Here is a 24962-nt window from a genome sequence, read left to right as displayed (position 1 = left end):
GATGCTGGACGTAGCTTTACATCTTAAAGATTATGCTAGCGGTTTAGATGCGGCAGCAAAAATCGATACCTTTGGACGCAGTGCATTCAATCGATTTTATTACGCTTGTTATTGGGAATTAAGAACAACTCTTCCGAATATTCATAAAAATTGGCTTAAAATCGGACACAAAGCCCTTCCGGATTATTTAAAATCAAGTGTCAAAAAGGAATCTATCGAGCAGTTAGAACACCTTCGAAAAAAAAGTTTAGTCACCGCGAAAGAATACGGCAGACTCAGAGGGCGAATTGAACATTCCATCATGGAGATGGCCAAGCTACTCACAGCAGGTTACGCTATTAGATGTATTGCTGATTATAGCCCGGAATTTAAAGCGGAATTAGTAAATGGAGCTCTTATTCTGAATAATCATAAGCTCTCAACAATAGAAACTTTGCACTCCGAAATGAGAAAACATGTAGGGATTCTATCCGAGTGCAGAATTATCTTAGGATTATGAATGATCTTATCAGGGAATTCATTCGCGATTTTTCGCGAGGTCGGTATAAGAATTCTAAAATAGAAGAAGGCCCGGAAGTGACATTCTTGATCATTGACGACACAGTTCAAGCAACGGAAAGGCAGATTTCGACATTACGTAGCAAAGTGTCTCAGTTAATTGATTCCGAAGTCATGATCGTTCGGCACGCGGATAGGCTGCGCGATACGATCACGCAAAGTCTTGGGGCACTCATTGCAGAGGCTGTTGGAATTTTAGTCGATTCGATCAATCTTGAAAATCTTAGATCCTTTAAACCAACTGTTTCGATTTCACTGCTTTGCCATGAAGATGAGCTAACAAAGGAAACAACTAAAAAAATCACCAAAGTAGCAAACTCGGTTTTCGAGTCTCTTGAATATCGCAATACGAATATCCTCTTTGAAGCAAGATTTACAGATCATTTAGCTGAAGCAGAGGTACTCCAAATCATATTGCGGAATTCTCCTGTTTCTGCGGAGAAAATATGTAGTGCATTGAATTTTCAGTCGACTCGATCATCCGCGATTTCGGTAGCCCAAGTTCTGTTGGTCATAGATCGGCTTCGAAAGAAGAAATGGGTCATTTGGCAAGAATCGGGAAACTATGTGCCGACTCATGCTTCTTTGTACATTTTTGCTTCTCATCGATCGAGAAGTTCTTCTGATGTAAAAAGGGCTCTTGAACTAGCGAGGAAAAAATGGTAGAGATTTCCCAAGGAGTGGCGGTGCGCATCTCTCTACTGCGAGAGGGTGCATCATCCTCATTAGCAGAGGTCTACGACAGAAGGGCCGGCGGCCATGCGGCGACCGCCCCTTCGGTTCGGATCGCCGCATGGCCGCCGGATCTCAACGGAAGTTCTCAACACTTCGCTTTTGACCCGTGAACGCACCGCCACTCCTTGTTTCTTTCGATTCGCTCCACCGTCTTTTTCTCGCTTGTGGGGTAGAAGATAATTCTTCGGCTGCGAGCTCTTTGTCTGCGCTTGTGGAAATTGGATTTCCACCGATTGTTTCAAAAGCAACATTGGGAGTGCTTTTTGGCTATTCGCCAAGATTCATTGGCGCAATGTGCAAAAACCCTGATAGATACTATAGGACATTTTATTTGCCGAAGGGTAATGGCAAGTTTAGACGAATTGATGCTCCAAGGGTTGCCCTTAAAGTAATTCAAAAATGGGCCGGTTTTCATCTGGCTAATAATCTAAAATTATCCCCATCCGTCGTTGGGTTCATTCCTAAAATATCCGCTATTGACGGAGCTGCGAGGCATTGCTCGCAAGACTGGGTATTTTCCACCGACATTGAGAACTTTTTTCAAACGACAGCCCAATCGCGAGTTACGCAAAGCTTGATCAAATTTGGATTTCCTGCCGAAGGAGCCGAGCTTTTTTCTAAACTTTCTTGCCTGAATGGGAACTTGGCTCAAGGCGCACCTTGTAGTCCAGTGCTCTCGAATATATGTTTTTCGGAGTTTGATGTTTTGATTGAAAATTATTCTTTGGACAATGAGCTGGTGTATACTAGATATGCAGACGATATTGTGATTTCGGGACGGGGAAATCCCCCTCCTGATCTCGAAAATAAGATTCTGGAAATCGTGACTGCTGCGGGATGGTCGATATCCAGCTCCAAGACCCGATTTTCAAGGCGTCCCAATCGACTTAAGGTTTACGGTTTGCTCGTCAGTGGGGATGTGCCTCGTCTAACGAAGGGATATCGCAATAGAATCCGAGCTTTGCGACATCTTGAAAATAGTGGCAAGCTGAGCCCGGAATCTGAGGATGTCGCATTGGGGCACTTGTCTTATGCCAAATCAGTCGAGAGATTTGGATTGGGTTCTTAAGAATGAGTGTGTTGGCTGTCTTCTTCTAGAGCGGCATCGAGAGCGCGTATTGTTTTGGTTGTTCCCGCTGCGGTATATTCTTTGGATATTCTGAATATGTATATGGTGTCGGCTAAATTCAGCTCCATATTTGTCGCGATGCGCTCAAGTGAGCGCTCGGGCGATTCATTTGTTTTTACGAAGCAAATTCCGTCATCGAACTCACAACTGATGACGTTAAATAATTTTGATATTGTTTCGTAGATGGCGTAAATTCTATCTTGTTTTTCTCCGCGATAGATTATTGCATATGTTTTCATCTTGATGCTCTGTAAAGAGGCGGGAATTGTTTTTAAGTAGAGATGCCGAATGAAAGACTCTTACCACAAAGAGGTCGCGGGCATAAACTATAAACATCTGAAGTGGCCTCCGAATAGCCCCCCGCATTGACGTTCGCTCCATTCGCAGGCTAGCATCGCGACGCTAAGCCTGTGCTCTGGCCTCCGGCTTGCTTCACCCCACGCGCATCATGGTCCAACCCGGCGAGAAATTCGGCAATTACGAGGTCCTTTCCAACCCTTCCGGAGCGGCGGACGTCCTGGGCTCCGGCTCGGGCGGGACGACGCTCAAGGTGAAGCATGTCCACCTCGATACCATCGCCGCGCTGAAGATCCTGCGCCGCCGGGCGCAGGCGGATTCGCGGCAGGGCCAGAGCTTCCTGGCGGAGGCGCGTTCCGCGGCCTCGCTGACGCATCCGCACATCGCCCGCATCCTCGATTTCGGCGAGAACGCCGGACTGCTCTACTACGTGATGGATCTCTGCGAGGGCGGCAGTCTGGAGGATTTCCGGAATGCGAAGGGCACTCCACCGCCCGCCGTGGCGCTGGCGTGGTTCCACCAATCCGCCGCCGCGCTGGGCCATGCCCACTCGCAGAACATCCTCCACCGCGACATCAAGCCCTCGAACCTGCTGATCGCGCGCGAGGGCGATGCGGCTTCGCTGAAGCTCATCGACTTCGGCCTCGCCGGGAAAACGGACACCGAATCCGGCAATCCGGCCAATGATCCGGTGATCGGCACGCCGCTCTTCGCCGCGCCGGAACAGCTCCGCGGCCAGGCCGCGAAGGCGTCCGATGTATTCTCGCTCGGCGCGGCTTTCCTGTGGCTGCTGACCGGTTCCCACCTCGATACCGGCGATCTGTCGCAGGTGCTGGACCGCCGCCTCGCCGCGCAAACCTATGCGCCGCTGCTGGTGAACCTGCCGCCCGCGTGGCAGGAGGCCATCGGGGCGTTCCTGCAGGTGGACCCGGCGCTACGCCCGGCCGATGGTGCCGCCGCCGTGGCGGTGATCGAGCGCGCTTTCGCCGCCGATTTCCCGGTGCAGCCGGTACCGTGGTCGGTGATCGGCGGTGAGTCCGCCGCTGCCACGCCCGCCGTGCCGGAGAACCCGGCGGATGCCTGGGAGCAGGCGGATGCCGCGGATTGGAGAACCGTGTGGTCGGCGGTCGATGCACCCGCGGCGGACGGTTGCCGGATTTTGTTCAAGGCCACCTCGCCGAAGGAGGAGGGGACCTGGGACGTGCAGCTTTTTGAAAAGCCCGATCCTTCCATCGAGGAACTGGTGGTGCCGCAGGGGCATCTGCTCAAGCGCCATGCGGCCGCATTGGGGCTTGGCCGGGTGGTGCTGCATCGCGGCGAGGGCTGGCTTTCGGTCGCATGGCCCGCATTGACCGGCAAGGACGCGCTGGATTGGCTGCGCCTCGGTGGCGTGCCGCCCGCGTCCGACCTGCTGCCGCGCATCCGGGCACTGGCCACCGGGCTGGATCTGGTGGGGCGCGATGGACTGGATGCGATGGAGATGCACCCGGCGCTGCTGCACCTGCTGGAGTCGCCGGAGCAACCGGAGGCCACCGGCTTCGCCATCGCCGTCTTCCTGCCGTCCGTGACCGCGGAGAAGAGTTCGCGGGAAACGGCCAGCACCATCAGCGGCTCGGTGAATGCGCCGCTGCCGATCCGCTTCGCGGCCTGCCTTTACCACCTGCTCGGCGGTCGTCCGCTGCCGCCCGCCGCGTTTCTCAACAACCGCGCCTATCCGGCGGTGCCGCGTCTTTCCGAACGCTCGAACCGCTATCTCGGCCAGGTGGTTTCCGGGCTGAATCCGGCGGGTTCGTGCGGCGAGATCGTGGATCGGCTGTCGATGGAAGAACGCCTCCCCGGCGTGACCGGCATGGCGTCGGAAACAGTGAGCCGCTCGATGTATTCGCCTTCGGTGAGCATGTCCGCCGGAGCCACCGTGGCCCGCAGCATGGAGACGCTGGCGAAGCCGCCGCAACTTCCGGGCGGGGCGTCCGCGTCCGTTTCCACGCCGCCACCGGTGGCCGGTGCGACGGCGACCGCCACTGCGGTGCCTGCCAAGCCAAAGCCGGTGAAGCTGATCGTGGCCATCGCCGCGGTGCTGCTGCTGGGCGTGATCGGGGTTGGCGGTGCGGTGGCATGGTGGTGGTTCAAGAAGCCGTCGCAGGTGGCCAAGCAAACGGTTGCCAACACTCCACAGCAGAACGTTCCGACCACGACCACTCCGACGAGGAACGATCCCACGCCGTCCCAGCCACCGCCGACTGCCAGTGATAATTCGCTGAAGCAGGTGAAGGTTCCCGGTCAGGCCGCGACGCTGGCGGAAGCCGTGGCCAAGTGTGCGCCCGGCGGCACCATCGAGATCGCGGGCGGTACCTACAAGGAAGCCATCTCCATCACCAAGGCGATCACCTTGAATGCTTCCGATGGCGCGGTGATCGAGAACGCCGCGGCGACCAACAGCCTCGTCGCGATCAAGGGCAAGGTGGAGGTGAAGATTTCCGGCCTCGTCATCCGCGATGCGCGCCGCGAGGCGACCGGCAGCCCGGAAAGCTCGCCGCCGCTGGTGCTGGTGGCGGACGGGGCGAATGCCACGCTCGACCGTTGCGTGATCGATGGCGGGATGGGCAGCGGCGTTTCCATGATCAACAAGGCCACGGTGCGTCTGTCCGGTTGCCGTGTGCTGCGCAACCGCTGGTGCGGTCTTCAAGCGAGTGCGGGGGCCTCGGTCGATCTCGACCAGGGATCGGTTTCGGAAAACCGCTGCGGCATCCTCGCCTCCGATCCGGGCACGACGGTTCGCATCAGCTCCGGCTCGATCGTTTCGCGGAACAGCCGCAATGGCATTGAGGTCAGCGGTGGTGCGGGGATGCATTTGGTCGGCTGCGAGGTGTCGAACAGCCAGTCCGGTTGCGGCATTCTCGTCTCCGGTGAAGGTTCATCCCTGAATGCTTCTGGCAAGACCTCGATCTGCGACAACAAGACCAGTGGCATCGAATCCGGCAGTGCCGCGATTTTGAAGCTGTCCGACTGCCAGCTTGAGCGCAACCGCGAGCACGGCATTCATGCCGAGAAGGGCGGGGCGATCACGGTGGAGAGCTCGCGTTTCGAAAACGGTCTCACCGGCTTGTTCGCTGATGGCGGCGGCGCGGCGGTGAAGGTGGATCGCTGTGAGTTCGCGAAGCACGGCGACAGTGGCGTGGTTTTCGCGGGCGTGAAGGCGGACCTTTCCAACAGCACCTTCACCGGGAATTCGGTGGCGGCGATCTTCGCGGATGGCGCGAGCGGCAGCGCGAAGTCGAACAAGGTTTCGCCGGGGCCGGTGGATGATGCCATTGTCCTGGACAATGCCGGGCAGGTCGCGCGCGAGGGGAATACGGCAGAGTGAGAGAGGTAGCTGAAGTCGTGAGACTTCAGGTTGGGTCGGGCTGCGGAGTTTCATGCACCTCCAGTTCGATGACGATCAGTCGAATTGGCGCGTAGGGGGGTAGAGGGAAATCTCCCCAGCCCGAAGTCTTACGACTCCGGCTACCCGACTGGTGCATTGCAATTCGCCCTTTGTCCGTGACCGGAACGCATCACGAACGGAATTGACAAATGCTTGGTCTTCCGAGCATAACCTATCGGTTTCTAACATATAAAACGATGAACCCCAAGAATCCCCTTGCCCGTCGCTCCGTGATGCTCTGCACCTCGCTTGTGGGCGCCACTTCGCTTCTTCTCACCAGTTGCGCTGACACCCAGGACGGCCGTCTGACGCAAGCCCAGGGTGCCGGTATCGGCGCCCTTGGTGGTGCGGCCCTCGGTGGCCTGATCGGTGCCGCCTCCGGCAATGCCGGCCGTGGTGCCCTGATCGGTGCGGCCCTCGGTGGTGCGGGTGGTTTCGCCTACGGCACCCACGTCGCCAACCAGAAGGCCAAGTACAAGTCCACGGAAGAGTGGCTGGACGCCTGCATCGCGGAAGCCGAGAGCCACCGCCGCGCCGCCGTCGCCTACAACCGCAAGCTCGATGGCCGCATCGCCTCGCTCCAGAGCGAAGTCCGCGCCGCCAAAGCCAGCGGCAACAAGGGCGAACTCCAGCGCCTGAAGCAGGAAATCAAGCAAGAGCGCATCGAGGCCGAGAAGCAGGTCAACTCCATCAACCAGGAAGTGAAGGCCCAGAACTCCGCCATCAGCCAGGCCGGCGGTTCCTCCCGCGTCAGCGCGCTGCGTTCCAAGACCAGCAGCGTGAGCGCCGAAGGTGCCTCCACCAAGCAGAAGGTGCAGCGCCTCGCCAGCCTCGAGAACCAGATCGGCGTCTGATCGATTCCGATTCATCCTTTGGCCTCTCCGGACCCGGTCCGGGGAGGCTTCCCTTTTCCACCACTTTCTTTCCAGTCATCCCATGAAACACACTTTCGTCCGTCTCGGTCTGCTCGCCTCGCTGGTCGTCGGCAGCTTTGCTTCCGTCAGTTGCGAAACCACCGGGGATCCGTCCACCGGCGGCATCTTCTGGAGCGAGCGCAAGGCCCAGGCCCGCCTTGATGAGCGGCAGGCCCGTCTCAACCGCATCGAGGACCGCACCGATGCCGCCAAGGCCCGCGCCCGAGCGAAGCAGCGTGAGATCAATCGTCTGAAGACCGAGAAGGCTGAGAGCGACAAGTACTAACCGGCCTTGGATTCTCGCGACCAAGCATGAGCGCCAGCCGAAGAGCTTTGTATGGTTGTGTGCTGGTTTGCGGCCTGCTGGCCTCCTGCTCGACGCGGGAGGAGCGGGCCGCGTATGCGCCGGTGACCGGCCGTGTCGGTGGTGCCGCCATTGGGGCGGGCATCGGCTCGATTTCCGGTCATGCCGGTTCGGGAGCCGCTATCGGCCTGCTGTTCGGCGGGCTGGGCGGAGATCTTTACCGGGCGAATGAATCGTCGAACCGGCTGATCGATCCGGTGGGCACGGTGAAGGCCGCGCCTTCTTCGATCCGCGAGGCCGGACGGGTCCGTTCGTCCATGGCTTCGCGCCAGAGCGTGCTGGCAGGTCGCATTGTTCAGGCCCGCGCCTCTGGCGATACGAATACGCTTTTGGTCAGCCGTGCGGAAGCTTCGCTCCGTGCCGATGAATGCCGCATGTGGCAGCGGCGCATGAAGGATACCGGTCGCGCTCTGGATCTCGCGCGGCAGGGCAGGCTCCCGGGAGCGGGTGGCGATCTCGCTTCCTTGGATCGCAACCGTTCTTTTGCGGGAGGGCTGGAATATGCCTTCAGTGATCTGGCGAAATCCTATGCCGCGATGTCGCGCTGAGGCGTCACGCGCTTTGCCTTGGCGTGGAGGCTGCTTGCAGGATAGTCTGCACGCGACTCGTGCCGGAGTGGTGCGGGTGTCCGATTTTCCCCGACGGTGATGAAGTTCCTCCACGCCATCTTTTTCGCGGCTGCTTTCGCCGTGACCGCTCATGCGGAACCCGCTGCTCCCGCGGAACCCGCGCCCAACCAACATGCCGCGGGTGCGCAGCTATGGGAGGACTTCCAGAAGAACTACAACGAGTACTCGTTCGCGCCGCTTCCAGCCGAGGAGCTCGATCTCAAGGCGCGAAAGGCCCTGCTCACCGCGCTTGGCGCGCGCTATCGCAGTTGGGAGCCGGACAAGGCTCCCACGCTTCCAGAGCTGGTGGACGCGGTGAACAAGAACGATCCCTCGTCTTCCACGTTCGATCTCGTAGAGAAAGCCCTGACCGCTTTGCTGCCGACGATCGACCGCTTCGGCCTCTATGAATCGAGCGCGGAGATCGCGCAGCTCCAGGAAGCCTCGCGCCAGAGCGGCGGGCAGATCGCGATGATCGTGGAGCGTGATGACAGCGGCCGATTGTTGTGCTTTCCGGAACCGGAAGGCCCGGCGTCCGAGGCGGGGATCAACTACGGCTCCGAGTTGCTGGAGGTGGATGGCGTTTCCGTGGAACGCAAGCGTCTTGCCGCGGTGAAGCTCGCGTTCATCGGTCCCTCGCCCACCGTGTCCGTGAAGATCCGCCAACCGCAGGGCAAGGAGGAGGCGATCACGATCAAGCGCACCACGCAGGTGTTTCCCTCGGTCAGTGCGAAGAAGGGGCCCACCGGCCTGTCCGTGCGCATCCGCAAGTTCGACAGCGGCTCCGCTTCCAAGTTCAAGGCGCTGCTTCAGGAGAACGCGCCGGTGACGCGCCTGATCCTCGATCTCCGCGGAAATCCCGGTGGCCTCCGCGATGAGGCGATGCTGGCCGCCTCGCTGTTCACGCCGGAGAAGACGGTGCTTGGACGGCTCAAGGATGGGCAGGGAGAACGCGATGTCAGCGATGGCAACGGGGTCTTTTGCGAACCGCAGAGCATCCAGATCCTTCAGGACCGGCGCTCCGCGTCGGGTGCTGAGTTTCTCGCCGCGAGCTTGCGCGAGAATTTGCCCGGCAAGGTGAAGATCTTCGGCGAGAACAGTTACGGCAAGAGTCACTCGACCGTGAAGCTGCCGTTGTATGGCGGTGGTATCATGACCGTCAGTGAAAGCCTGATGATGACCGCTTCCGGCAAGTCGTGGGACAAGACCGGGCTTGAGCCGGATGTGGTCCAGAAGGCGAAGTGATTCCGCCGTCGAGGAGGAATCCCTGCGCCGCGGGGTCATGAGCACGTGACACCCGTCGAAACCGCGCACCCGCAGCACAGGGAAAACCCAACCTTCATCCGATTCGCTCCCTCTTTTGGAAACGGGACGAGGATGACAGCCCGGGCGTGGTGCCGCCGCTACGAAGAAACGGCTTGTTTGGAACCTGACCGGACGGTCGATCAGGGGCATCTCTCCACTTCTCCAAAGGCGCATTCAAGTGGCATTGGAAAACCCGCCGGAATTTCACACGGAATTCATGAAACCATTCGCGCGGGGGAGAAACCCGGTTAGGTTTTACCGCTATGAGTGGCTTTATCGCATGGATTCTGTTGGGCCTGATCGCAGGCGGCTTGGCGAAGCTGTTGATGCCCGGCGATCAGAAAGGCGGCTGCCTCCTGACCACGTTGTTGGGGATCATCGGCGCGGTGATCGGCGGTTGGTTGGGGCGCTTCGCGACGTTCCTGCCGACCGAACCTGTAGGCACGTGGCTGCCTTCGCTCGGTTCGATTGTCACCGCGACGGTGGGCGCGCTGGTGCTGCTGCTGATCTTCCGGTTGGTGAGCAAGTGACACGGGCATGAAAAAAGCGACTCCCCTGCGGGAGTCGCTTTGTCATGTGAAAGGGAGGCATCTTCAACCGATCGTCTCCGCGCCGAAGTAAGGCACCAGGGCGCCGGGGATGCGGATGGAGCCATCGGGCTGCTGGCATTGTTCCAGCAGCGCCACGTAGAGGCGCGGCAGGGCGGTGCCGGAGCCGTTCAGCGTGTGTGGGAAGCGGTTGCGGCCTTCGGCGTCCTTGAAACGCAGCTTCATGCGGCGGGCCTGGTATTCGGCGAAGCACGAGCAACTCGAAACTTCCAGATACTTGCCCTGGCCCGGTGCCCAGACCTCGATGTCGTAGGTCTTCGCCGAGGAAAACCCGAGATCACCGGTGCAGAGCTCGATGGTGCGGTAGTGCAGGCCCAGCTTCTGGAGGATCGCCTCGGCGTGGCCGGTGAGTTGTTCCAGCACCTCGAAGCCGTGGTCCGGATGCACCACCTGCACCAGCTCCACCTTGTCGAACTGGTGCATGCGGATGATGCCGCGGTTGTCGCGTCCGGCGGAACCGGCTTCACGACGGAAGCAGGGGGTGTAAGCCACCAGTTTCACCGGAAGCTGATCCTCGGCGAGAATGGTATCGCGGTAGAGATTCGTGACGGGCACCTCGGCGGTGGGGGCGAGGAACAGATTGTTCCGGCCATCCTCACCGGCATCGGTGCCGTACATGTCGTCCTCGAACTTCGGGAGCTGGCCGGTGCCTTCCATGCACTCGCGCTTCACGAGGTGGGGGACGTTGACTTCCTCGTAACCGTGGCCGGCCTGGGTATCGAGGAGGAAGTTGATCAGCGCGCGTTCCAACTTTGCGCCCTTGCCACGATAGACGGCAAAGCCCGATCCGGAGATGCGGGTGGCATCGTCGATCGAAACGAGGCCGTGCGCTTCATAGAGGGCGACGTGGTCCTTCGGCTCGGCGATGTCCGGCTTCTCACCCCAGACGCGGACGACTGGATTGGCGGTCTCATCGGAACCCACCGGACAGGCCTCGTGCGGCATGTTCGGGATGTTGAGCAGCAGATCCTCCTGCTTGGCGGCGGCGGCTTCGGATTCGGCGTCGAGCGCGGCGATGCGGTCGTTGATGCCACGGACCTGGGCTTCGATGGCGGAGGTGTCCTCGCCCTTGCCCTTGAGCATGCCGATCTGCTTGGAGGTGGTCTTCCGCTCGGACTGGAGGGACTGCTTCTCGGTCTCGGCACGGCGGCGGGATTCGTCGCAGGCGAGGACTTCGTCGATGAGCTTCCAGTGGTCGCCGCCGCGCGGTTTCAGGCGTTCCTGAACGGCGGCGGGGTTTTCGCGGATGACGCGGATATCAAGCATGGCGGGGAGGCTTTAGCCGGTCCGGGGCGGCTTGTGAACCCCCGAATCCGGTCAGTTGCCTGCGTCGTCGTCACCGGCTCCGCCGAACATGTTGAGCAGGCCGCCGCCCTTGGTTTCGAGATGGCTGCGGTACTGTTGGAGCTGGGGTTCGGAGAGATAGGGGCGGAGGGCTTCCACTTTCGCATCGGTACGCTGTTTCACGGTGGCTTGGAAGTTCTTCCGGATGTCGGCCATCGAGGTTTTCCCACCGCCCTGTTGTTGCATCTGGGCTTCCATCTGCTCCTGCATCAGGTCCTGGACGCCGAGCTCGTCATCGAACTGGAAACCCAAGCCATCGGAAAAGAGGCTCATCATGTTGCCACTGGCTTTCTGGTTGTCCTCGCGGGTGGCGGCTTCGGTCATCAGGACCTGATAGACATTGTCGCGCTGTTCGGGGGACAGGTCGAGGACGTTGGTGATGTTGCCGAGATCCTTGAATGCCTTGGATTCGATGCGGGACTGGCGTTCCTTGCCCTTGAAAGCGGTGTACTGCTCTTTCTGTTCGTCGGTGAGGACGCCTTCCGTGGCCGTGTCGAGGCCGTCGGACTTCATCAACTCGCCAATTTCCTTCATGTGGGCCAGATCGTTCGTGTCGTCATCGTCACGGGTGAGCAGCGAGCCGAAGGTTTCGAAGCGCTTCTCCATGGCAGCACGGATTTTGGCCTTCTGGTCGTCGTTGAGATTCAGGTCGGCGGCGAGCTTGTCGAGACGCGCTTCGAACTTCTTGCGCTGCACGTCGGTCATCCGCTTGGCCATCTGGTCCTGGCCTTTTTTCATCGCCTCCTTGGCCTTCGCATCCCGTTTTGCCTTCGACTCGTCGTTGTCGGGCTTGGCGGGGCGGCCGGAGGATGTGCGTCCGTTGGCCGCGGTTTCCGAGCCCGCGGGTTTTTCGGGAGCGGGAGCAGAGTTGGCGGGTGCCGTGGCGGCCGGAACTGGTGGAGCCGAAGCTGCGGTGGAGGACGCCGCCATCGGGCGGGCGAACCAGCCGACAGCGATGCCACCGGCAAGACAGAGGAGGGGAACCAATGCTTTCATGAGGATGTGAGGATGACCGGGAGGAAGGCATCCGCCCAGTGGGATTCGGGTCCGGGTTTGGAACCTGTTCTGCCCGTATTTGTGTCCGCCTGCTTCCGGCACCGGACATTTTTTGTAAGCATCAGGGTTTGGCAGGAGCCATCTGCCGGGCGGCGGCGGAGAGTTCCTGGTCGCTTAGGAGTTTTCCGGCCTCCATTCCTTCCAGGAAGCTCTGGAAGGGAGCGGTGTTGAGCTTCATGCTCTTGGATTTGTCCGACTTCGCGGCGGCCAAAGACTTTTTCGCGCTCGTGAGGGCGGCTTCCTTGTCTCCGGCCCGCCATTGGAGCTTGGCCAGAATCTGAAAGGTGTAGGGCTCGTTTCGGGTTTCCGCGAACGCCGTCATCTGCGAGGCGAGCAGCTTCATCAGGCTGGTGGGAGCGGCAGGATCGGCAGCCGCGAGCCGGCCCACGTTGAATGCCAGCATCGGGCGGACCGGTGCATCCGGCAGGGCGCTCACCGTGGTTTCCAGTTCCGCCCAGTCGCCCCTGATCGTCAGCAGGGTCAGTTGATGCGCCTTGAGCGCGTTGTTGGCGGGATCGAGTGCCTTGATCTCGGCGATGGCTCCTTCCATCGCGGCGACATCCTTCTTCCGGGTGGCTTCGCTGAATTTCCGCATGGCCGCGCCAACCTTTTCCTTCCTCGCGTCATCTTCCTGGATTCCGGCGACCACGGCGGCCCCGGCGTCGCCTCCCTTGAGAAGGCCTTTGATGGCATCGTCGGTCAGTTGCATCGGATGGCACATCAGGATGATCCTGCCATCCTTCACGACAAAGGTGTGGGGGATGCCTTCGACTCCCGCGGGCACCAGCCACTGTTTGTCGAACGCGCCATCCTTCGGATTGTAGGAAACGGGATAGGTCATGCCTTGTCCCTTGTTCTTGACGAAGGTGGCGACGGGATCCCTGCCGGTGCGTTCCCAGACGTTCATCCCCAGCACGACCAGACCTTTCCCCGCATACTTGGCATGTAGCTCATTGACGTGGGGAATGGCAGCGATGCAGGGCCCGCACCATGTCGCCCAGCATTCGAGAAGATAGACCTTTCCCGGTTCCCAGCTTTTCGGAGCTTCTCCTTGGAGCCATTCGCCCTGTCCGAGCACTTCCGGCGTGACGGCGGAACCAACGATCAAGGTAGGGGCCGGTTTCTCGTTCAACCGGGCGGGAGCCGGTGCCGCAGGAGATGGCTGGACGGGGGTGGCGGGCACGGTGGGTTCCGCGGCAGCCAATAGCGTGGAGGCAAGGAGCAGAAGGGTGGGTTTCATGCTCCACAAACGCCATGCAACGCATGCTTTGTCCACGAAAACCCGGCGGTGGCCCGGGTTACTGCAACTTGTCGATCAGCGCGCGCTTCTGTTTCGGATTGAGGACCGGATCCTGCGAAATCTTTTCACGGAGCGAGGCTTCGAGGCTGCCGCGGATCTCTTCGTCCGGCAGGCCGGCCGCCCATGCCACCGTGGCTGCCCGGTCGGACTGGTACCATTGGTCGGTGATCCGCTTTGCCCGGGTGGTATTCAGCAGATCCGGACTCTCCGTGAGCCTCGCGGCTGCGGCGGCCGGATCCTGAGTGGCCCAATAGCTGACGGCGGAGGTGAGGATGCGTTCCCGGTTCGCTCCGGTGGCGGGCTCCACCTGATCCACGGTGGATACCGGGTTTTCATAGTTGACCGCCAGCGAGGCGAGGATCGAAGGCAGGGCCGGGGTTTCGGGTTCGAGGGCGTAGGCGCTGAACTCCTCGAGCTGTGCTTTCGTCAACTGGCTTCGGAGACGGGTGAACTCCGTCGGGCCATTGCTGTCGTGGGGAAACTCCAGCCACCAGGAAACCGCGCCCACCGGATCGGTTCTCGCCCAAGCCATGGCGATGGCGGCCGTGGCGGTTTGTTGGGTGCCTCCGGCGGCAAGGTTGGCGACCATTTCCCTCGCTCCATCCGGGTCGGTGGCGAACCGGGTGGCTGCGATTGATCCCATGGCCTGCGCCAGGGGATATCCGGAAAGATGGCTGCCCGCCCATTCGAGAGCTTCGTCCGGCTGGGTCTGGGCCAGCGCTTTCACATACAACGGGCCCAGCCGGGACACATCCCCGGAGGAGGCCTTCCGTGACAGCCACTTCACCGCCCACATCACCAGCGGCCCATCGTCCGGATTCTTGGAGGCGAAGGCGGTTTCCGTGAAACGGGCTTCGATTTGCCGACGGGACTCCGCGGGCAGCGATTCCGCCCAAGTGGTGGCCGCGAGCCAGTCCTTGGCCAGCCATCGATCCGCGATTCCGGCCCAGATGCGGTCCCGGGCGTTCGAGGGCTTGAGGGCGAGGAGTCGGGACAGGAAGCGGTCTCGTTCCGGACCGGTGCTGGTGAGGGAATTGGCAAGATCGGGATCGATCGATACCAGTATCTCAAAATGCTTCATCGCCGCTGCCGCCAAGGTGTCATCGGTCCCTTCCAGAAATCTCATCGCGGCTTCCGCGATCGACCGCCGATCACTGAAACCGGACGTGACCCGCAGGATGCCGGTGAAAGCCTCGGGGTCTTTTTTCAACCACTCGGTCAGCACGATCTGGGCGTGGGAGGTGATTGCGGCATCACCTCCGCCGATGAGGAAACGCCAGGTCGCTTCGGGATCGCGTGCGGCACAGGCTTGAACGACCGGATCGGGCAATTGCCAGTTGGCCCTCCCGGACGAGCGGAGGCGTTCGAGCGCGCCGAGTGAAGGAGTGGACGCCAGCTCCACCATCGCCCGCCGCCGGGCCAATCCGTGGAGATCGTTTTTCGCAGTCCGCAGAATCTCCCCGGCATCCGGTGGCCGGGTGGACCGCGGTAGGTCGGGTGAGCCGGTTTCCGCAGGGGTCGGGCTCGTCCAGCGGACAATGAGGCGGGTGCCTTCGTAAGCCAGAGCCGCGACCAGCAGCGGCAGGGCCACGGTTTTCAAAAAGCCGTTCCTGCGTTTCATGGCGATGGGAGGAGGGTTTGGCGGAGTGCGACCAGATCCGCTTCCGACAGGTTGATGGCGGAGTCCAGAGCGGCGGCAGCGGCATCCGGATCAGTGGTGGCCCACGCGGCGAAGGCTTCGCGCCGGGCCTGGCTTCGCAGGGTTTCATTGGAGATCGCTCCCGCCCATTCCCAGGCGACATCCGGCTCGGACTCCTTCAACTGCCTGACCAGTGGCAAGGTCGCAGCGTCCCGGACCTGACCGGGCGGCTGGGTATCGAGCCAGAGGGCCGCGCCGTTGGAGTCCTGGCGGGCCCACCCTTGGATGGCATCCGCCGTGCAGGTGGCCCGCATGGCGGGATCCTTGAAATGATTGGCCCAAGCGAGCGCGGCGTTCGGATCCGTCTGGCTCCAAATAGCCATCAACCGCTGCGCGGCATCGGTCGCTTCGGGTGAAGGCGGAAGCGCCGCCACCTCCGGACCCAGATCTTCAATTCGCGGACGCATCGTGAAGTGATCGTCGGACAGCCCCCATTGCTTGGGATCTTCCAGCGAGGCGGCGATCACCGCCGCACGGTCCCGCCCGGGCACGGACGCGAGGTTGGCAGGGGAGAACGTGCCCCAGGGTGTGCCAATCAGCTTCTGATAGAACGCGAGACGGAGATCCTGATCCTCGAGGCTGCCCGCGAACTTCAACGCCAGATCGGGTGAGGTTTTGGCCCATGCCTGGAGCAGGCCTCCCATCGCCTCGGCGCGGGCTTCCGACTCGGCTTCCTTGGCGAGTACGGCAGCGGTTTTGCCAAACTGCTCGGGCGGAAGGCTTTCCCAGATCCGTGGCAGGACGTTGAGCGTGATCGTGCCGGAATCCGAATCTACCGCGGTGAGGGACCGGTAGGCCTCAAGGGCGCTGATCTTTCCGGTGCCCAATGCGCTTCCGAAGACCTCCACCAGCGCTGAGGACGATTCCAAGGCGGGATACTTCCGGGCGAGACCCGCCACCACCCGCGGATCATCCCGGCCCAGAGCCGTCAGCACGGAAATCCCGTTCACATTGTCGTGATCGCCGAAGGAGTGGAAGGCGGTCCGCAGCCATTCGTTGGACTTGCCCTTGCAGAGGGCATCGAGGCGTTCGAGCGCGGCGGCGGGTGAACTCCGCGCCAAGGTGACGAGCGCGCCTTTCAGGGCTTGGGCACGATAGGGGTCCGGCAGGGTGTCCGCCCAGGTGAATACCGCCTGAGAATCCCGCTCGGCGCGGGCGGTTCCCAGCAGGGTGAACAAGGTCGCGGTGGTTTGATTCCATTTTGGCGAGGAGGTGGACGAGCCGGGAGACGATGCCAGAATCTTGATCGCGATCGCCTGGAGCTCCTCCGGTTTGGTCCGTGCCACCGCCAGCCAAGCCGGGTTCCCCGCGTCAGCCCCGCTGATTTGCTCCGGAGCCCGCCAGACCCATTGCACGAAAAGGGCGGGGTCCTCCAACAGCAGCGCGTCTGCAACCCACTGTACGTCCGCCTCGCCCTCGGGCGTGGGGTGGTTTGCCAGATACGTCCATGCGGCGTCGAGATCTGCCAGCGCCCACTCCTTCAGCAACAAGACCCGGAGAGTGGGGTCGTAGGGCTCCTTGGCCTTGGATAGAAACGCGAGTCCGCCTCTGGGATCGACCTCCGCCCAGCGCGCGCAGATCAATTCCCATGCGTGGTCCCGCTCCATGCCCGGAGGGAGCTTCAAGGAGGCTTGCAGCCGTGCGGCCAAGCCGACGGCATCGGCGGTCTCCAGTCCACGTTCGATTGCTGCGAATGCTTCCGAGGTTGGCAGCGGCCGGACTGGTGCCGGAGGCGCCTCGCTACCACGACTGCCGGAGATGCCGGGAGCTGGCACCCTGGCACCCCACCAGATGGCCAGCGGCACGGTCAGCCAGAGCAAATGCGAGGGTCGGAATGCCTTTTCCCACATTGGGAGAAACCATCGCCTTTTGTAAGCGGACTGTCACTTCGAAACGTCCTGCTCGTCCTGGCCGAGAAACGATTTCCGGCACAATTCGGCGTATTTCCCGTCGTGGGCCAACAATTCCTCATGCGTGCCCTGCTCGATCACGTGGCCGTGCTCCAACACATAGATGCGGTCGGCATTGCGGATGGTGGAAAGGCGGTGGGCGATGACGAAGGCGGTCCGGTTCTCCATCAGCCGGTCCAGCGCGTCCTGGATCAACCGCTCCGTCTGGCTGTCCACGGAGGCGGTGGCCTCGTCCAGCAGCAGGATCGGCGCATTCTTGAGCAGGGCGCGGGCGATGGACAGGCGTTGCTTTTCGCCACCGGAGAGCTTCACCCCGCGCTCGCCCACGTTGGTGTCGAGCAACTGTGGGAGTTCGCGGACGAAGGGGTCGGCATGGGCGGCTTCGAGAGCGGTCCACAGTTCGTCGTCGGTGGCATCGCGTTTGGAGAGCTGGAGATTCTCGCGGACGGTGCCATTGAAGAGGAAGGCCTCCTGGGTCACGTAGGCGAGGTGGTCACGCAGGCTTTCCTTGGATAGCGCGGAAATGTCGTGACCGTCCAAGGTGATCGTGCCGGAGGTCGCTTCATAGAACCGGGCGAGCAGCGAGAGCACGGTGGTTTTGCCCGCGCCGGTGGCTCCCACCAGCGCGATGGTCTGGCCGGGCAGGGCCTCCAGCGAGACGTCGTGCAGCGTCGGTTGTTCCTGATAGGAGAATGAGACATTCGCGAAACGCACTGCGCCGGTGACCGGAGAAGGGAGTGTTTTCCCTTCAGTGGCGTTCGGCTCCTCCTCCGAGTCCAGAATTTCGAACACCCGGTCGGCGGCGGAGCGCCCGGAGAGAATCATCTGGTTGAGGCCGTTGAGGCGGTCGATCGGCTCGTAGAAGAGGGACAGTGACAGGAAGAACCCGGTGAAGTCACCCATGGTGAGTTTTCCCTGCATCACCGCATGGCCGCCGAAAGCCAGAACCAGCACATAGCCCATCATCCGGACGTAGGACATCAGCGGCGAGTAGATCGCCCACCATTTCATCATCCGCAGGGTGGCTTGGCGCAACAGATCGGAGAACCGGTTGAAGCGGCCCAGTTCTTCCGTTTCCGCGGCGTAAGCCTTGATCTGGCGAATGCCGGAGATGTTGTCGTGGAGGATCGCATTCAGATCGGACGAGGCGTCGCGCTGGTTCCGGTAGCGATCCCGGCCCTTGGTGGAATAGATCCACGCCCCGATCGCGAGCAGGGGCACCGGCAGGGTCGCCCAGGTCGCCACCACCGGATTGAGGTAAAAAAGAAATGCCCCCACCCCCAGCACTTGCAGGGCGGCGACGAGTCCCTGCTCGACCCCGTCGATCAGGACACGCTCCATGTTCGTCACATCCTCCACCACGCGGGTCATAATGTCACCGGTGCGCCGGGTATCGAACCACCGCAGCGGCAGCCGCTGGATCTTCGAATAGAGGTCGGAGCGGATGTCGTAGATCACCTTTTGCTCGAAGGTGTTGTTGATGAAAATCCGCAGCGAGTTCAGCAAGTCCTTGATCAGGAAGCCAAAAGCGGCGAGGCCGATCCACAACGGGAATTCCCCGTGACGGGCGGGATCCGGCAGGATGTGGTCGATCACGTGCCGGGTCGCGTTCGGGAACACGAACACCGCCAGCGTCATTCCCACCGCGCAAAAGAGCTGGGCGGAGGCAAGGCCCGGGTAGTGCCGGAGGTACGAAAAAACACGTGGGATCGAGCGCATGGCGGGCGGCGAACCGTCGCGTCGTGTGGATGCTTTGTAAAGGCAAGCGGCAAATCCCGTGAACTTTGGGATTGCCGCAGCAAAACAGACCTTCCTAATGTCCGCTCACACGAGGAAACCCAACGTTTAAATCCCAAACCCAATGGCCAAAACATTCGGCATTCTTACCTTCCTTGTTCTGGCGGCGTCGGCATTCGTCGGCTTCAAGAACAAGGAGAAATATGACGCGGAAATTCATGAACGTCAGACCGCGGAGCAGCGGCTCGACAAGAGCAAGGTGCGCCTGAAGAAGGCGCAGGACGACCTTGCCGCCACCACCGCGAAGCGCAAGGAGACCGAAGCGGAAGTGGCCCGCCTGAACACGGAGAAAGCCTCCCTCACCGAGGCGAACAACAAGATCAAGGCCGACGTCGAAGCGAAGACCGCCGAGGTCGAAGCCAACAAGGCCAAGCTCACCGCGCTCAAGGAGAAGCTCGAGAGCGCCGGAGACCTGCAGACCCTCGGACCCAAGATGAAGGCGACCACCGCCCAGATCGAGGAGCTCACCCAGACGATCAATACCTCCAACGCGACGCTTGCGAACCTGACTGCCGAATCCGGCCGCCTCGACAAGGTGATCGCCAACCTCCGCGCGATCGGCGAGCGTTATCCCGCCAAGAAATCCGATCCGGCTCTGAAAACCCGCATCAGTGCCATCTACCCGAACTGGGGCTTCGTGACACTTGCCTCCGGCAACACCGGCGGAGTGGTCGCCAACTCGAACCTGAAGGTCGTTCGCGATGGTGAGACCATCGCCAAGCTGCAGGTCACCGCGACGGAAGCCGGAACGTCTTCCGCCAGCATCGTTCCGGAATCGCTCAAGACTGACACCGTGCTGATGGTCGGTGATTTGGTCCAAGCCGACACCGCCGACAAATAAGCCCAAGAAACAATCCCGAAACCCACGATCCGGATTTCATGAAACCCCTTTTCCACACTCTCGTCATTCTGGCGACCGGCGGTGCCATCTTCTTCTCGATGAAGCTGTCCGATAATTTCAAGAAGCAGCAGGAGCTGCGTCTGGCGGCAAACGACGAGAACAAGTCCGTGACTGCGGATGCGGACGGCACCGAGAGCAATCTCAAGAAAGAGCAGGGCGTCCTCGCGAAGGCGGTGGATGACCGCACCGCCGGCGAACAGTCCGTCAGCCAGCTCAAGTCCGCGGCCTCCGGCCTGAAGCGGGACCTCGCCGCGCAGGATGCCCTTCTTGAAGAGCAGAAGGCTGAATTCGCTGCTGCCAACAAGGCCATCGAAGAGCTCAATGCCGCCCTCAAGGATCTGGGCGGTGTGAACCTTGAGAACCTCGCCGACAAGGTGAAGGAGCTTGAGAACAAGAAGCTCGATCTTGAGAAGAAGCGCGACGAACTCGCCACCCTGATCGATGGTGCCACCAAGAAGCGTGACAGCCAGAAGGACGAAAACGCCCGCCTGGCCGAAGTGAAGGTAAAGCGCGATGCCCGCATCCGCCAGAACTCCATGGAGTCCGTGATCACCGCGGTCAATCAGGAGTGGGGCTTTGTGATGGTTGGCGCCGGCTCCAACACCGGCTTCACCCCACAGACGAAGCTTCTGGTCGAGCGTGACGGCCGCCGCATCGGCAAGATTCAGCCGACTTCCATCGAGCCGAACCAGACGCTCGCGGACATCGACTTTGACAGCCTCGTCGAGGGTGTCCGTCTCCAGCCAGGCGACAAGGTCATCCTGGCCGAGCCGGTTTCGAACTGAACTCCACGGTTTCCTTATTCTTCCAACCTCCGCGGGCTTGCAGCCTGCGGAGGTTGTTTTATGTTCGGCCCATGCGTTCGCTTTCGATCGTCGTCGCCGCCGCCCTCACGGGACTCCTTTCCTCCTCTTGCGTGAAGAAAGAGCCGGAGAGAAAGCCGGTGCCGCCGCCATCCTCCGCCAGCAAGATGCCGTGGAATGTCCCCCAGTCCGGCCAGGGCATGGGAGCTTTCGGCATGATGCCGCAGCTCCAGCAGCGCCGCTGATCACGGCCTATTCCCGGTGATAGGGCGAGCCCGCCTTCATCGAGGCCAGCCGGTACAGTTGCTCCAGCAGAACCACCAGCGCGAGTTCATGCTGGAGCGTGAGCGAGGACAGGGACAGCACCATGTCCGAGGCGCGCCGTAGTTCCGGCGTGTGTCCGTCCGAAGCTCCGATGAGGAAGGCTACGCATTTCACGTCGCCACGATGCTCCAGAGCCTCGAAGCGTTTCGCCAGTTCCGCAGTGGTGAGGCGCTCGCCGCGCTCATCCATCGCGACCCGGAACATGCCTTCGGATTTTTCCAGCAGGCGCTGCGAAACCTCGGCGGAGCTCCCCGCCTTGACCAGTTCCAGCGAGACCTGGCTGTAGCGGCCGAGGCGCTTCAGGTATTCGGCGATGCCGTCCTTCGCGTAGGCGAGGGCGGGCTTTCCGGCGGCGAGGATGAGCAGGCGCATGCGGGGCCGCCAGCATGCGGAATCCCGGCGTTGCTTTCGAGCGCGGATTCGCGATGGTGTGGTTAGATGCGATACGCCTTCCTGCTCCTGCCCTTGTTGGTGGCCTCCTGCGGTACACCGGACAACATCGTTCCCGAGAATCATCGCGAGAAAAAGATGTTCGCCTTCCTGGAGAAGTTCGACCGCTTCGACTACAACGGGGATGGCAAGCTGACCAAGAAGGAGGTCCGCCAGGGTCTGCGTGAAAGTGATGTCCACGGCATCAGCAATGCGGAGATCGACAAGGGGTTCGCCGAGTTCGATGCCAACAAGGACGGCGCGATTTCCTTCAGCGAGGCCCAGGGTGGCATGCGCCGCGAGTTTTCGGACCGTTGAGCCGGTTCATGCCGGGAGCTCCGGCAGCGGTTCGCCATTCCATTCCAGATCGAAGGTCGAGGCGGCTTTCATGTCAGCCCCCGGGCCGAGCATCTTCTCGCGCTGGCGCAGTTCCTTGAACATCTGCCAGCCTGCCACGTGGGTCAGCCGGTCATCGGGAGGCTTCACCACATCCCTGCCGCGCATCAGATCGGTCCAGCGGTTCAGGCTCCTTCCCGGTTCCGTGACCATGGCGAAGGTGATCATGCGCGGCGTGGGATCGACCGGCCACAACCGCCCGCATCCGGCATTGAGAAAGGGTAGGGGATCTTCCGGAGCCAGCAGGTGTATGCCGCTGGTCGTGCGCGGATTGCACTCGATCACCCGGGGGCCTTCGGGACCGGCGATGAAGTCGAAGCAAATCTGGCCGGTGAAATTCAGGTGACCCACAAGGCGCGAGCAGAATTCGAAAAGCTCCGGAGCTTCGACCGGCTCGAAGAAAAATCCCGCCCCTTGGCCGGAGCGATGCCGCGGCTCATAGGTGGAATGCGCGGTGATCCTGCCCTCGATCGCGAGTGTGAACGTGCAAAGCGGCCGGCCCGGGACGAAGCGTTGTGCCAGCCACGGATGTTCCGCCGTGGGAGTGATACTCCCCGCCTGTCCGGCGGACGGCCGTATCAAGACCTCGGAGGCGAAGCGCGAAAAGGCGGGCTTCAACACCCAATCCCGCGGATCGCCTTCGGATGCGAGGAAGGCAGCCACATCTTCCCGCGACCGCAGTTCACGGGTTTCGGGCGCGCGGATTGACAATGCGGGCAGCGAATCCACCCAGGTGGCGAAGTGGCCCTTGTGATGGAGCAGGCCGAGGCTTTCGAACGACGGTGCCAGAAGCTTGGAAACGCCATCGAACAAGCGGCGGTAGCGTGCGAGGGCGAAGATCTCCTCGCAGGTTGGGATGATCCATTCGGCCTCACATGCGAGGGCCGCATCCCGTACCGCCAGAGCGTGTTCCACCGGCGATTGTCGCGATGGCGGCACTTCGGTGTAGTGGGAAAGATACCGCGAACTGCGGCACAGCGGATGCTGGAAGGAGTCGCAGGCGGTCACGCGATGGCCGGCCCGGCCGAAGCGACGGACCCAGTCGAGCGCGGCAAAGGCCCGCGCCCCGGTGACGAGGACGGAAGACATGGAGGGGGAGGGCTTATTGTGCCTCGGCGATGGCGAGGACTTCCGAGAAGGGGAGATCGGCAAGCAGCCCGAAGGCATCATGCCGGGTAAGCTTTTCGCGTATCGTGGCCGGGCTGGTCAAGCCGCAGAGAAAGCGCGCGAGCTGGCGGGTGGTGCCGAGGGCGGCGTGGCGTTCGCGGCCCAGGTCACGGATCATCGACCATTCCTCGTCGCCTGGCTGGCGGGGAGCACTGCGGGGGATGGAGGCGACGGGGATGTTGCGGCAGCGATCACAGTGGCCGCAGGGGCCTTCCAAGGTTTCGCCAAAGTGGGCGGTGAGCGCGCCCGTCAGGCACCCGGGTGTTTCCGCCAGTGCCACCACCTGCCGGAGCCGCTCGAGATCGGATTGCTCGCGATGTTGGAAGCGCGTGTTGAGGCGTTCTGCCAGCGCGTGCAGGTCACCGGGATCCCGCAGCAGCCGGTAGCCTTGGCGGATGCCGGTTTTCTTCAGTGCGAGATCGCCGGCTTCCTCCAGATGGACCAGCGCGCTGACGATACGTTCGCGCGGCTCGCCGATCTTTGCAGCCACGCTGTCGATGTCGAAGTTCGTCCACACGCGGCCCTTCGTTCCTGCGGCGAACAGGCGGGTGAGAAAGTCTCTACGGCGTTCATCGTAGCCAGCGAGCACGCGCTTGAAATCGCGCAGCAGGTTGGCGGCATAGCCGCTGTAGAAAGAGCCGGTGGCTTCGATCACGCCCTCGAGCTCCAGATAGGTCAGTACGGTGGACACGACCAGTGGCCGGATGTCGCACGATGAAGAGAGATCGTATTGGGACACGTCGAAGTTCGTGCCCAGCCGTAGCACGCGGTCGATGAGATGGCGGATCGCCTGGGGCGTGGGAGTGTCGCCATAGATGAAGTTTTCCAGCACCGGCAGGTCGTCACCACATGCCAGCCACTCGCAGATGGAAAGCCGGCCATCACGTCCCGCGCGGCCGATCTCCTGCGAGTAGTTCTCCAGGCTCTTCGGCAGGTTGTAGTGATACACGCGGCGGATGTCCGCCTTGTCGATGCCCATGCCGAAGGCGATGGTGGCGACGATGACGGAGGTGGTTCCGGTCATGAACGATTCCTGCGCCGCGGCCCGGAATTCATCCGGCATGCCCGCGTGATAGGCTTGCGCGGCGAGGCCGTTCCTCTGGAGGAAGGTGGCGACCTCCTCGGCGGTTTCCTGCCGCGTCACATAGACGATCGCCGGACCCGGCGTGGACCGCAGCCGCTCCAGCAGCAGCGGCTTCCGTTCCGCCGTCTGCGCGGGGGTGACCCGCAGGTCGAGGTTCGGCCGGTGGAAACTGAGTTGCACGTGATCGCTCTTTGCGATGTCGAAGGCGGCGCGGATGTCCGCCGCGACCGCCGGAGTCGCGGTGGCGGTCAGGGCCAGCACGCGCGGGATGTGGAGGTCCTGGCAGAGCCGCGCGAGCTTCAGGTAGTCGGGTCGGAAATTGTGGCCCCACTCGGAAATACAATGAGCTTCATCAATGGCGACCAAGGCGATGCGGAGCTTGCCGAGGCGGTTGCGGAAGCCTTCGTTGGCCAGACGTTCCGGAGCCACGTAGAGGAGCTTCAACGAACCGTCGCGGAGCCGGTCGAATACCTCGAAGGCCTCCTGCTGTCCCTGGGTGGAATCCAGCCGTGCCGCCGGGATGCCCTTCGCTACCAGTGCATCCACCTGATCCTTCATCAGCGCGATGAGCGGTGAAATCACCAGCGTGAGCCCATCCAGCAACAAGGCCGGGAGTTGGTAGCAGAGGGACTTGCCGCCGCCGGTGGGGAAAACGGCCAGCGCGGAACGCCCGTCGATCAGGGTCCGCACGACCTGCTCCTGACCTGCCCGCATCGAGTTGAAACCGAAACGGGCACGCAGGGTATCGAGGACGGCATCAGGGGGCACGGGCCCGAGTGAAGGCGGTGCCGATGTGGGAATCAAGCAGGT

Annotated in this window: 23 protein-coding genes; 13 read left to right on the top strand and 10 right to left on the bottom strand. The window is 61.5% G+C overall.

From position 1 onward, the window contains the following. The first annotated feature begins 1 nt into the window (after nt 1). The 3 genes from KBB96_RS14580 (at nt 2) to KBB96_RS14570 (ending at nt 2362) form a co-directional block, all read left to right on the top strand. A complete protein-coding gene (locus tag KBB96_RS14580; protein ID WP_211630178.1) occupies nt 2-499 on the top strand; it encodes a hypothetical protein in 498 nt (165 codons plus the stop codon). Further along, nucleotides 496-1224 (top strand): hypothetical protein, encoded by a 729-nt coding sequence (locus KBB96_RS14575; RefSeq protein WP_211630177.1) that lies wholly within the window; start codon nt 496-498, stop codon nt 1222-1224. Before KBB96_RS14580 ends, KBB96_RS14575 begins: the two co-directional genes overlap by 4 nt. 175 nt (nt 1225-1399) lie before the next feature. Continuing rightward, nucleotides 1400-2362: a reverse transcriptase family protein gene (locus KBB96_RS14570; RefSeq protein ID WP_211630176.1), complete on the top strand. Its 963-nt coding sequence runs from the start codon at nt 1400-1402 to the stop codon at nt 2360-2362. On the opposite strand, the gene KBB96_RS14565 is transcribed toward KBB96_RS14570, so the two are convergent. Beyond that, on the bottom strand, nt 2359-2661 hold the full coding sequence (locus KBB96_RS14565) for a hypothetical protein (protein WP_211630175.1): 303 nt from the start codon (nt 2659-2661) through the stop codon (nt 2359-2361). The genes KBB96_RS14570 and KBB96_RS14565 overlap by 4 nt on opposite strands. 209 nt (nt 2662-2870) lie before the next feature. Here KBB96_RS14565 and KBB96_RS14560 point away from each other — a divergent pair, with 209 nt between their 5' ends. From KBB96_RS14560 to KBB96_RS14535, 6 genes are all read left to right on the top strand, one after another. After that, complete coding sequence (locus tag KBB96_RS14560) at nt 2871-6083, top strand: protein kinase domain-containing protein (protein ID WP_211630174.1); 3213 nt, start codon at nt 2871-2873, stop codon at nt 6081-6083. Between the two features lie 257 nt (nt 6084-6340). Further along, nucleotides 6341-6997: a glycine zipper domain-containing protein gene (locus KBB96_RS14555; RefSeq protein WP_211630173.1), complete on the top strand. Its 657-nt coding sequence runs from the start codon at nt 6341-6343 to the stop codon at nt 6995-6997. A gap of 82 nt (nt 6998-7079) precedes the next feature. Continuing rightward, nucleotides 7080-7343: a hypothetical protein gene (locus KBB96_RS14550; protein WP_211630172.1), complete on the top strand. Its 264-nt coding sequence runs from the start codon at nt 7080-7082 to the stop codon at nt 7341-7343. Between the two features lie 26 nt (nt 7344-7369). Next, on the top strand, nt 7370-7969 hold the full coding sequence (locus KBB96_RS14545) for a hypothetical protein (protein ID WP_211630171.1): 600 nt from the start codon (nt 7370-7372) through the stop codon (nt 7967-7969). Between the two features lie 99 nt (nt 7970-8068). After that, nucleotides 8069-9274 (top strand): S41 family peptidase, encoded by a 1206-nt coding sequence (locus KBB96_RS14540; protein WP_211630170.1) that lies wholly within the window; start codon nt 8069-8071, stop codon nt 9272-9274. A 323-nt stretch (nt 9275-9597) separates the two neighbouring features. Further along, nucleotides 9598-9864: a GlsB/YeaQ/YmgE family stress response membrane protein gene (locus KBB96_RS14535; protein WP_211630169.1), complete on the top strand. Its 267-nt coding sequence runs from the start codon at nt 9598-9600 to the stop codon at nt 9862-9864. Between the two features lie 63 nt (nt 9865-9927). On the opposite strand, the gene serS is transcribed toward KBB96_RS14535, so the two are convergent. The 6 genes from serS to KBB96_RS14505 all read right to left on the bottom strand — a co-directional run bounded on the left by serS (nt 9928) and on the right by KBB96_RS14505 (nt 18970). Beyond that, complete coding sequence (serS, locus tag KBB96_RS14530; protein WP_211630168.1) at nt 9928-11208, bottom strand: serine--tRNA ligase; 1281 nt, start codon at nt 11206-11208, stop codon at nt 9928-9930. 51 nt (nt 11209-11259) lie between these two features. After that, nucleotides 11260-12282, bottom strand: a complete 1023-nt coding sequence (locus tag KBB96_RS14525; RefSeq protein ID WP_211630167.1) for a hypothetical protein — start codon at nt 12280-12282, stop codon at nt 11260-11262. 121 nt (nt 12283-12403) lie between these two features. Next, nucleotides 12404-13582, bottom strand: a complete 1179-nt coding sequence (locus tag KBB96_RS14520; protein WP_211630166.1) for a TlpA disulfide reductase family protein — start codon at nt 13580-13582, stop codon at nt 12404-12406. A 58-nt stretch (nt 13583-13640) separates the two neighbouring features. Then, nucleotides 13641-15263 (bottom strand): hypothetical protein, encoded by a 1623-nt coding sequence (locus KBB96_RS14515; RefSeq protein WP_211630165.1) that lies wholly within the window; start codon nt 15261-15263, stop codon nt 13641-13643. Continuing rightward, on the bottom strand, nt 15260-17161 hold the full coding sequence (locus tag KBB96_RS14510) for a hypothetical protein (RefSeq protein WP_211630164.1): 1902 nt from the start codon (nt 17159-17161) through the stop codon (nt 15260-15262). The genes KBB96_RS14515 and KBB96_RS14510 overlap by 4 nt, the downstream gene beginning before the upstream one ends. Before the next feature lie 63 nt (nt 17162-17224). Further along, nucleotides 17225-18970 (bottom strand): ABC transporter ATP-binding protein, encoded by a 1746-nt coding sequence (locus KBB96_RS14505; protein ID WP_211630163.1) that lies wholly within the window; start codon nt 18968-18970, stop codon nt 17225-17227. A 142-nt stretch (nt 18971-19112) separates the two neighbouring features. Between KBB96_RS14505 and KBB96_RS14500 the strand changes: the two genes are divergently transcribed. The 3 genes from KBB96_RS14500 (at nt 19113) to KBB96_RS14490 (ending at nt 20997) form a co-directional block, all read left to right on the top strand. Beyond that, nucleotides 19113-19889: a hypothetical protein gene (locus KBB96_RS14500; protein WP_211630162.1), complete on the top strand. Its 777-nt coding sequence runs from the start codon at nt 19113-19115 to the stop codon at nt 19887-19889. 38 nt (nt 19890-19927) lie between these two features. Next, complete coding sequence (locus tag KBB96_RS14495) at nt 19928-20734, top strand: hypothetical protein (protein WP_211630161.1); 807 nt, start codon at nt 19928-19930, stop codon at nt 20732-20734. Between the two features lie 71 nt (nt 20735-20805). Beyond that, nucleotides 20806-20997 (top strand): hypothetical protein, encoded by a 192-nt coding sequence (locus KBB96_RS14490; RefSeq protein ID WP_211630160.1) that lies wholly within the window; start codon nt 20806-20808, stop codon nt 20995-20997. A gap of 7 nt (nt 20998-21004) precedes the next feature. Here the strand turns inward: KBB96_RS14490 and KBB96_RS14485 are convergent, their stop codons facing one another. Then, nucleotides 21005-21448, bottom strand: a complete 444-nt coding sequence (locus tag KBB96_RS14485; RefSeq protein WP_211630159.1) for a 23S rRNA (pseudouridine(1915)-N(3))-methyltransferase RlmH — start codon at nt 21446-21448, stop codon at nt 21005-21007. A gap of 66 nt (nt 21449-21514) precedes the next feature. Here KBB96_RS14485 and KBB96_RS14480 point away from each other — a divergent pair, with 66 nt between their 5' ends. Beyond that, entirely contained in the window at nt 21515-21823 is a 309-nt protein-coding gene (locus KBB96_RS14480) for an EF-hand domain-containing protein (RefSeq protein ID WP_211630158.1), read from the top strand. 6 nt (nt 21824-21829) lie between these two features. Here KBB96_RS14480 and KBB96_RS14475 read toward each other — a convergent pair whose 3' ends face one another. Both KBB96_RS14475 and KBB96_RS14470 read right to left on the bottom strand, forming a co-directional pair. Continuing rightward, complete coding sequence (locus KBB96_RS14475; RefSeq protein ID WP_211630157.1) at nt 21830-22990, bottom strand: ATP-grasp domain-containing protein; 1161 nt, start codon at nt 22988-22990, stop codon at nt 21830-21832. 13 nt (nt 22991-23003) lie between these two features. Continuing rightward, nucleotides 23004-24920, bottom strand: coding sequence for a RecQ family ATP-dependent DNA helicase (locus KBB96_RS14470; protein ID WP_226373548.1), 1917 nt, complete (start codon nt 24918-24920; stop codon nt 23004-23006). Nucleotides 24921-24962: the final 42 nt, after the last annotated feature.

It is taken from the genome of Luteolibacter ambystomatis (genome assembly GCF_018137965.1).
In the GTDB taxonomy this organism is placed as follows: Bacteria; Verrucomicrobiota; Verrucomicrobiia; order Verrucomicrobiales; family Akkermansiaceae; genus Luteolibacter; species Luteolibacter ambystomatis.
The sequence above is the reverse complement of the archived record's forward strand: the minus strand, read 5'-3'. Positions and strand labels throughout refer to the sequence as shown.

Coding starts and splice junctions, on each gene's coding strand:
- KBB96_RS14580 (WP_211630178.1), top strand. CDS start 2: ATGCTGGACGTAGCTTTACATCTTAAAGATTATGCTAGCGGTTTAGAT.
- KBB96_RS14575 (WP_211630177.1), top strand. CDS start 496: ATGAATGATCTTATCAGGGAATTCATTCGCGATTTTTCGCGAGGTCGG.
- KBB96_RS14565 (WP_211630175.1), bottom strand. CDS start 2,661: ATGAAAACATATGCAATAATCTATCGCGGAGAAAAACAAGATAGAATT.
- KBB96_RS14560 (WP_211630174.1), top strand. CDS start 2,871: ATGGTCCAACCCGGCGAGAAATTCGGCAATTACGAGGTCCTTTCCAAC.
- KBB96_RS14555 (WP_211630173.1), top strand. CDS start 6,341: ATGAACCCCAAGAATCCCCTTGCCCGTCGCTCCGTGATGCTCTGCACC.
- KBB96_RS14550 (WP_211630172.1), top strand. CDS start 7,080: ATGAAACACACTTTCGTCCGTCTCGGTCTGCTCGCCTCGCTGGTCGTC.
- KBB96_RS14545 (WP_211630171.1), top strand. CDS start 7,370: ATGAGCGCCAGCCGAAGAGCTTTGTATGGTTGTGTGCTGGTTTGCGGC.
- KBB96_RS14540 (WP_211630170.1), top strand. CDS start 8,069: ATGAAGTTCCTCCACGCCATCTTTTTCGCGGCTGCTTTCGCCGTGACC.
- KBB96_RS14535 (WP_211630169.1), top strand. CDS start 9,598: ATGAGTGGCTTTATCGCATGGATTCTGTTGGGCCTGATCGCAGGCGGC.
- serS (WP_211630168.1), bottom strand. CDS start 11,208: ATGCTTGATATCCGCGTCATCCGCGAAAACCCCGCCGCCGTTCAGGAA.
- KBB96_RS14525 (WP_211630167.1), bottom strand. CDS start 12,282: ATGAAAGCATTGGTTCCCCTCCTCTGTCTTGCCGGTGGCATCGCTGTC.
- KBB96_RS14520 (WP_211630166.1), bottom strand. CDS start 13,582: ATGAAACCCACCCTTCTGCTCCTTGCCTCCACGCTATTGGCTGCCGCG.
- KBB96_RS14515 (WP_211630165.1), bottom strand. CDS start 15,263: ATGAAACGCAGGAACGGCTTTTTGAAAACCGTGGCCCTGCCGCTGCTG.
- KBB96_RS14505 (WP_211630163.1), bottom strand. CDS start 18,970: ATGCGCTCGATCCCACGTGTTTTTTCGTACCTCCGGCACTACCCGGGC.
- KBB96_RS14500 (WP_211630162.1), top strand. CDS start 19,113: ATGGCCAAAACATTCGGCATTCTTACCTTCCTTGTTCTGGCGGCGTCG.
- KBB96_RS14495 (WP_211630161.1), top strand. CDS start 19,928: ATGAAACCCCTTTTCCACACTCTCGTCATTCTGGCGACCGGCGGTGCC.
- KBB96_RS14490 (WP_211630160.1), top strand. CDS start 20,806: ATGCGTTCGCTTTCGATCGTCGTCGCCGCCGCCCTCACGGGACTCCTT.
- KBB96_RS14485 (WP_211630159.1), bottom strand. CDS start 21,448: ATGCGCCTGCTCATCCTCGCCGCCGGAAAGCCCGCCCTCGCCTACGCG.
- KBB96_RS14480 (WP_211630158.1), top strand. CDS start 21,515: ATGCGATACGCCTTCCTGCTCCTGCCCTTGTTGGTGGCCTCCTGCGGT.
- KBB96_RS14475 (WP_211630157.1), bottom strand. CDS start 22,990: ATGTCTTCCGTCCTCGTCACCGGGGCGCGGGCCTTTGCCGCGCTCGAC.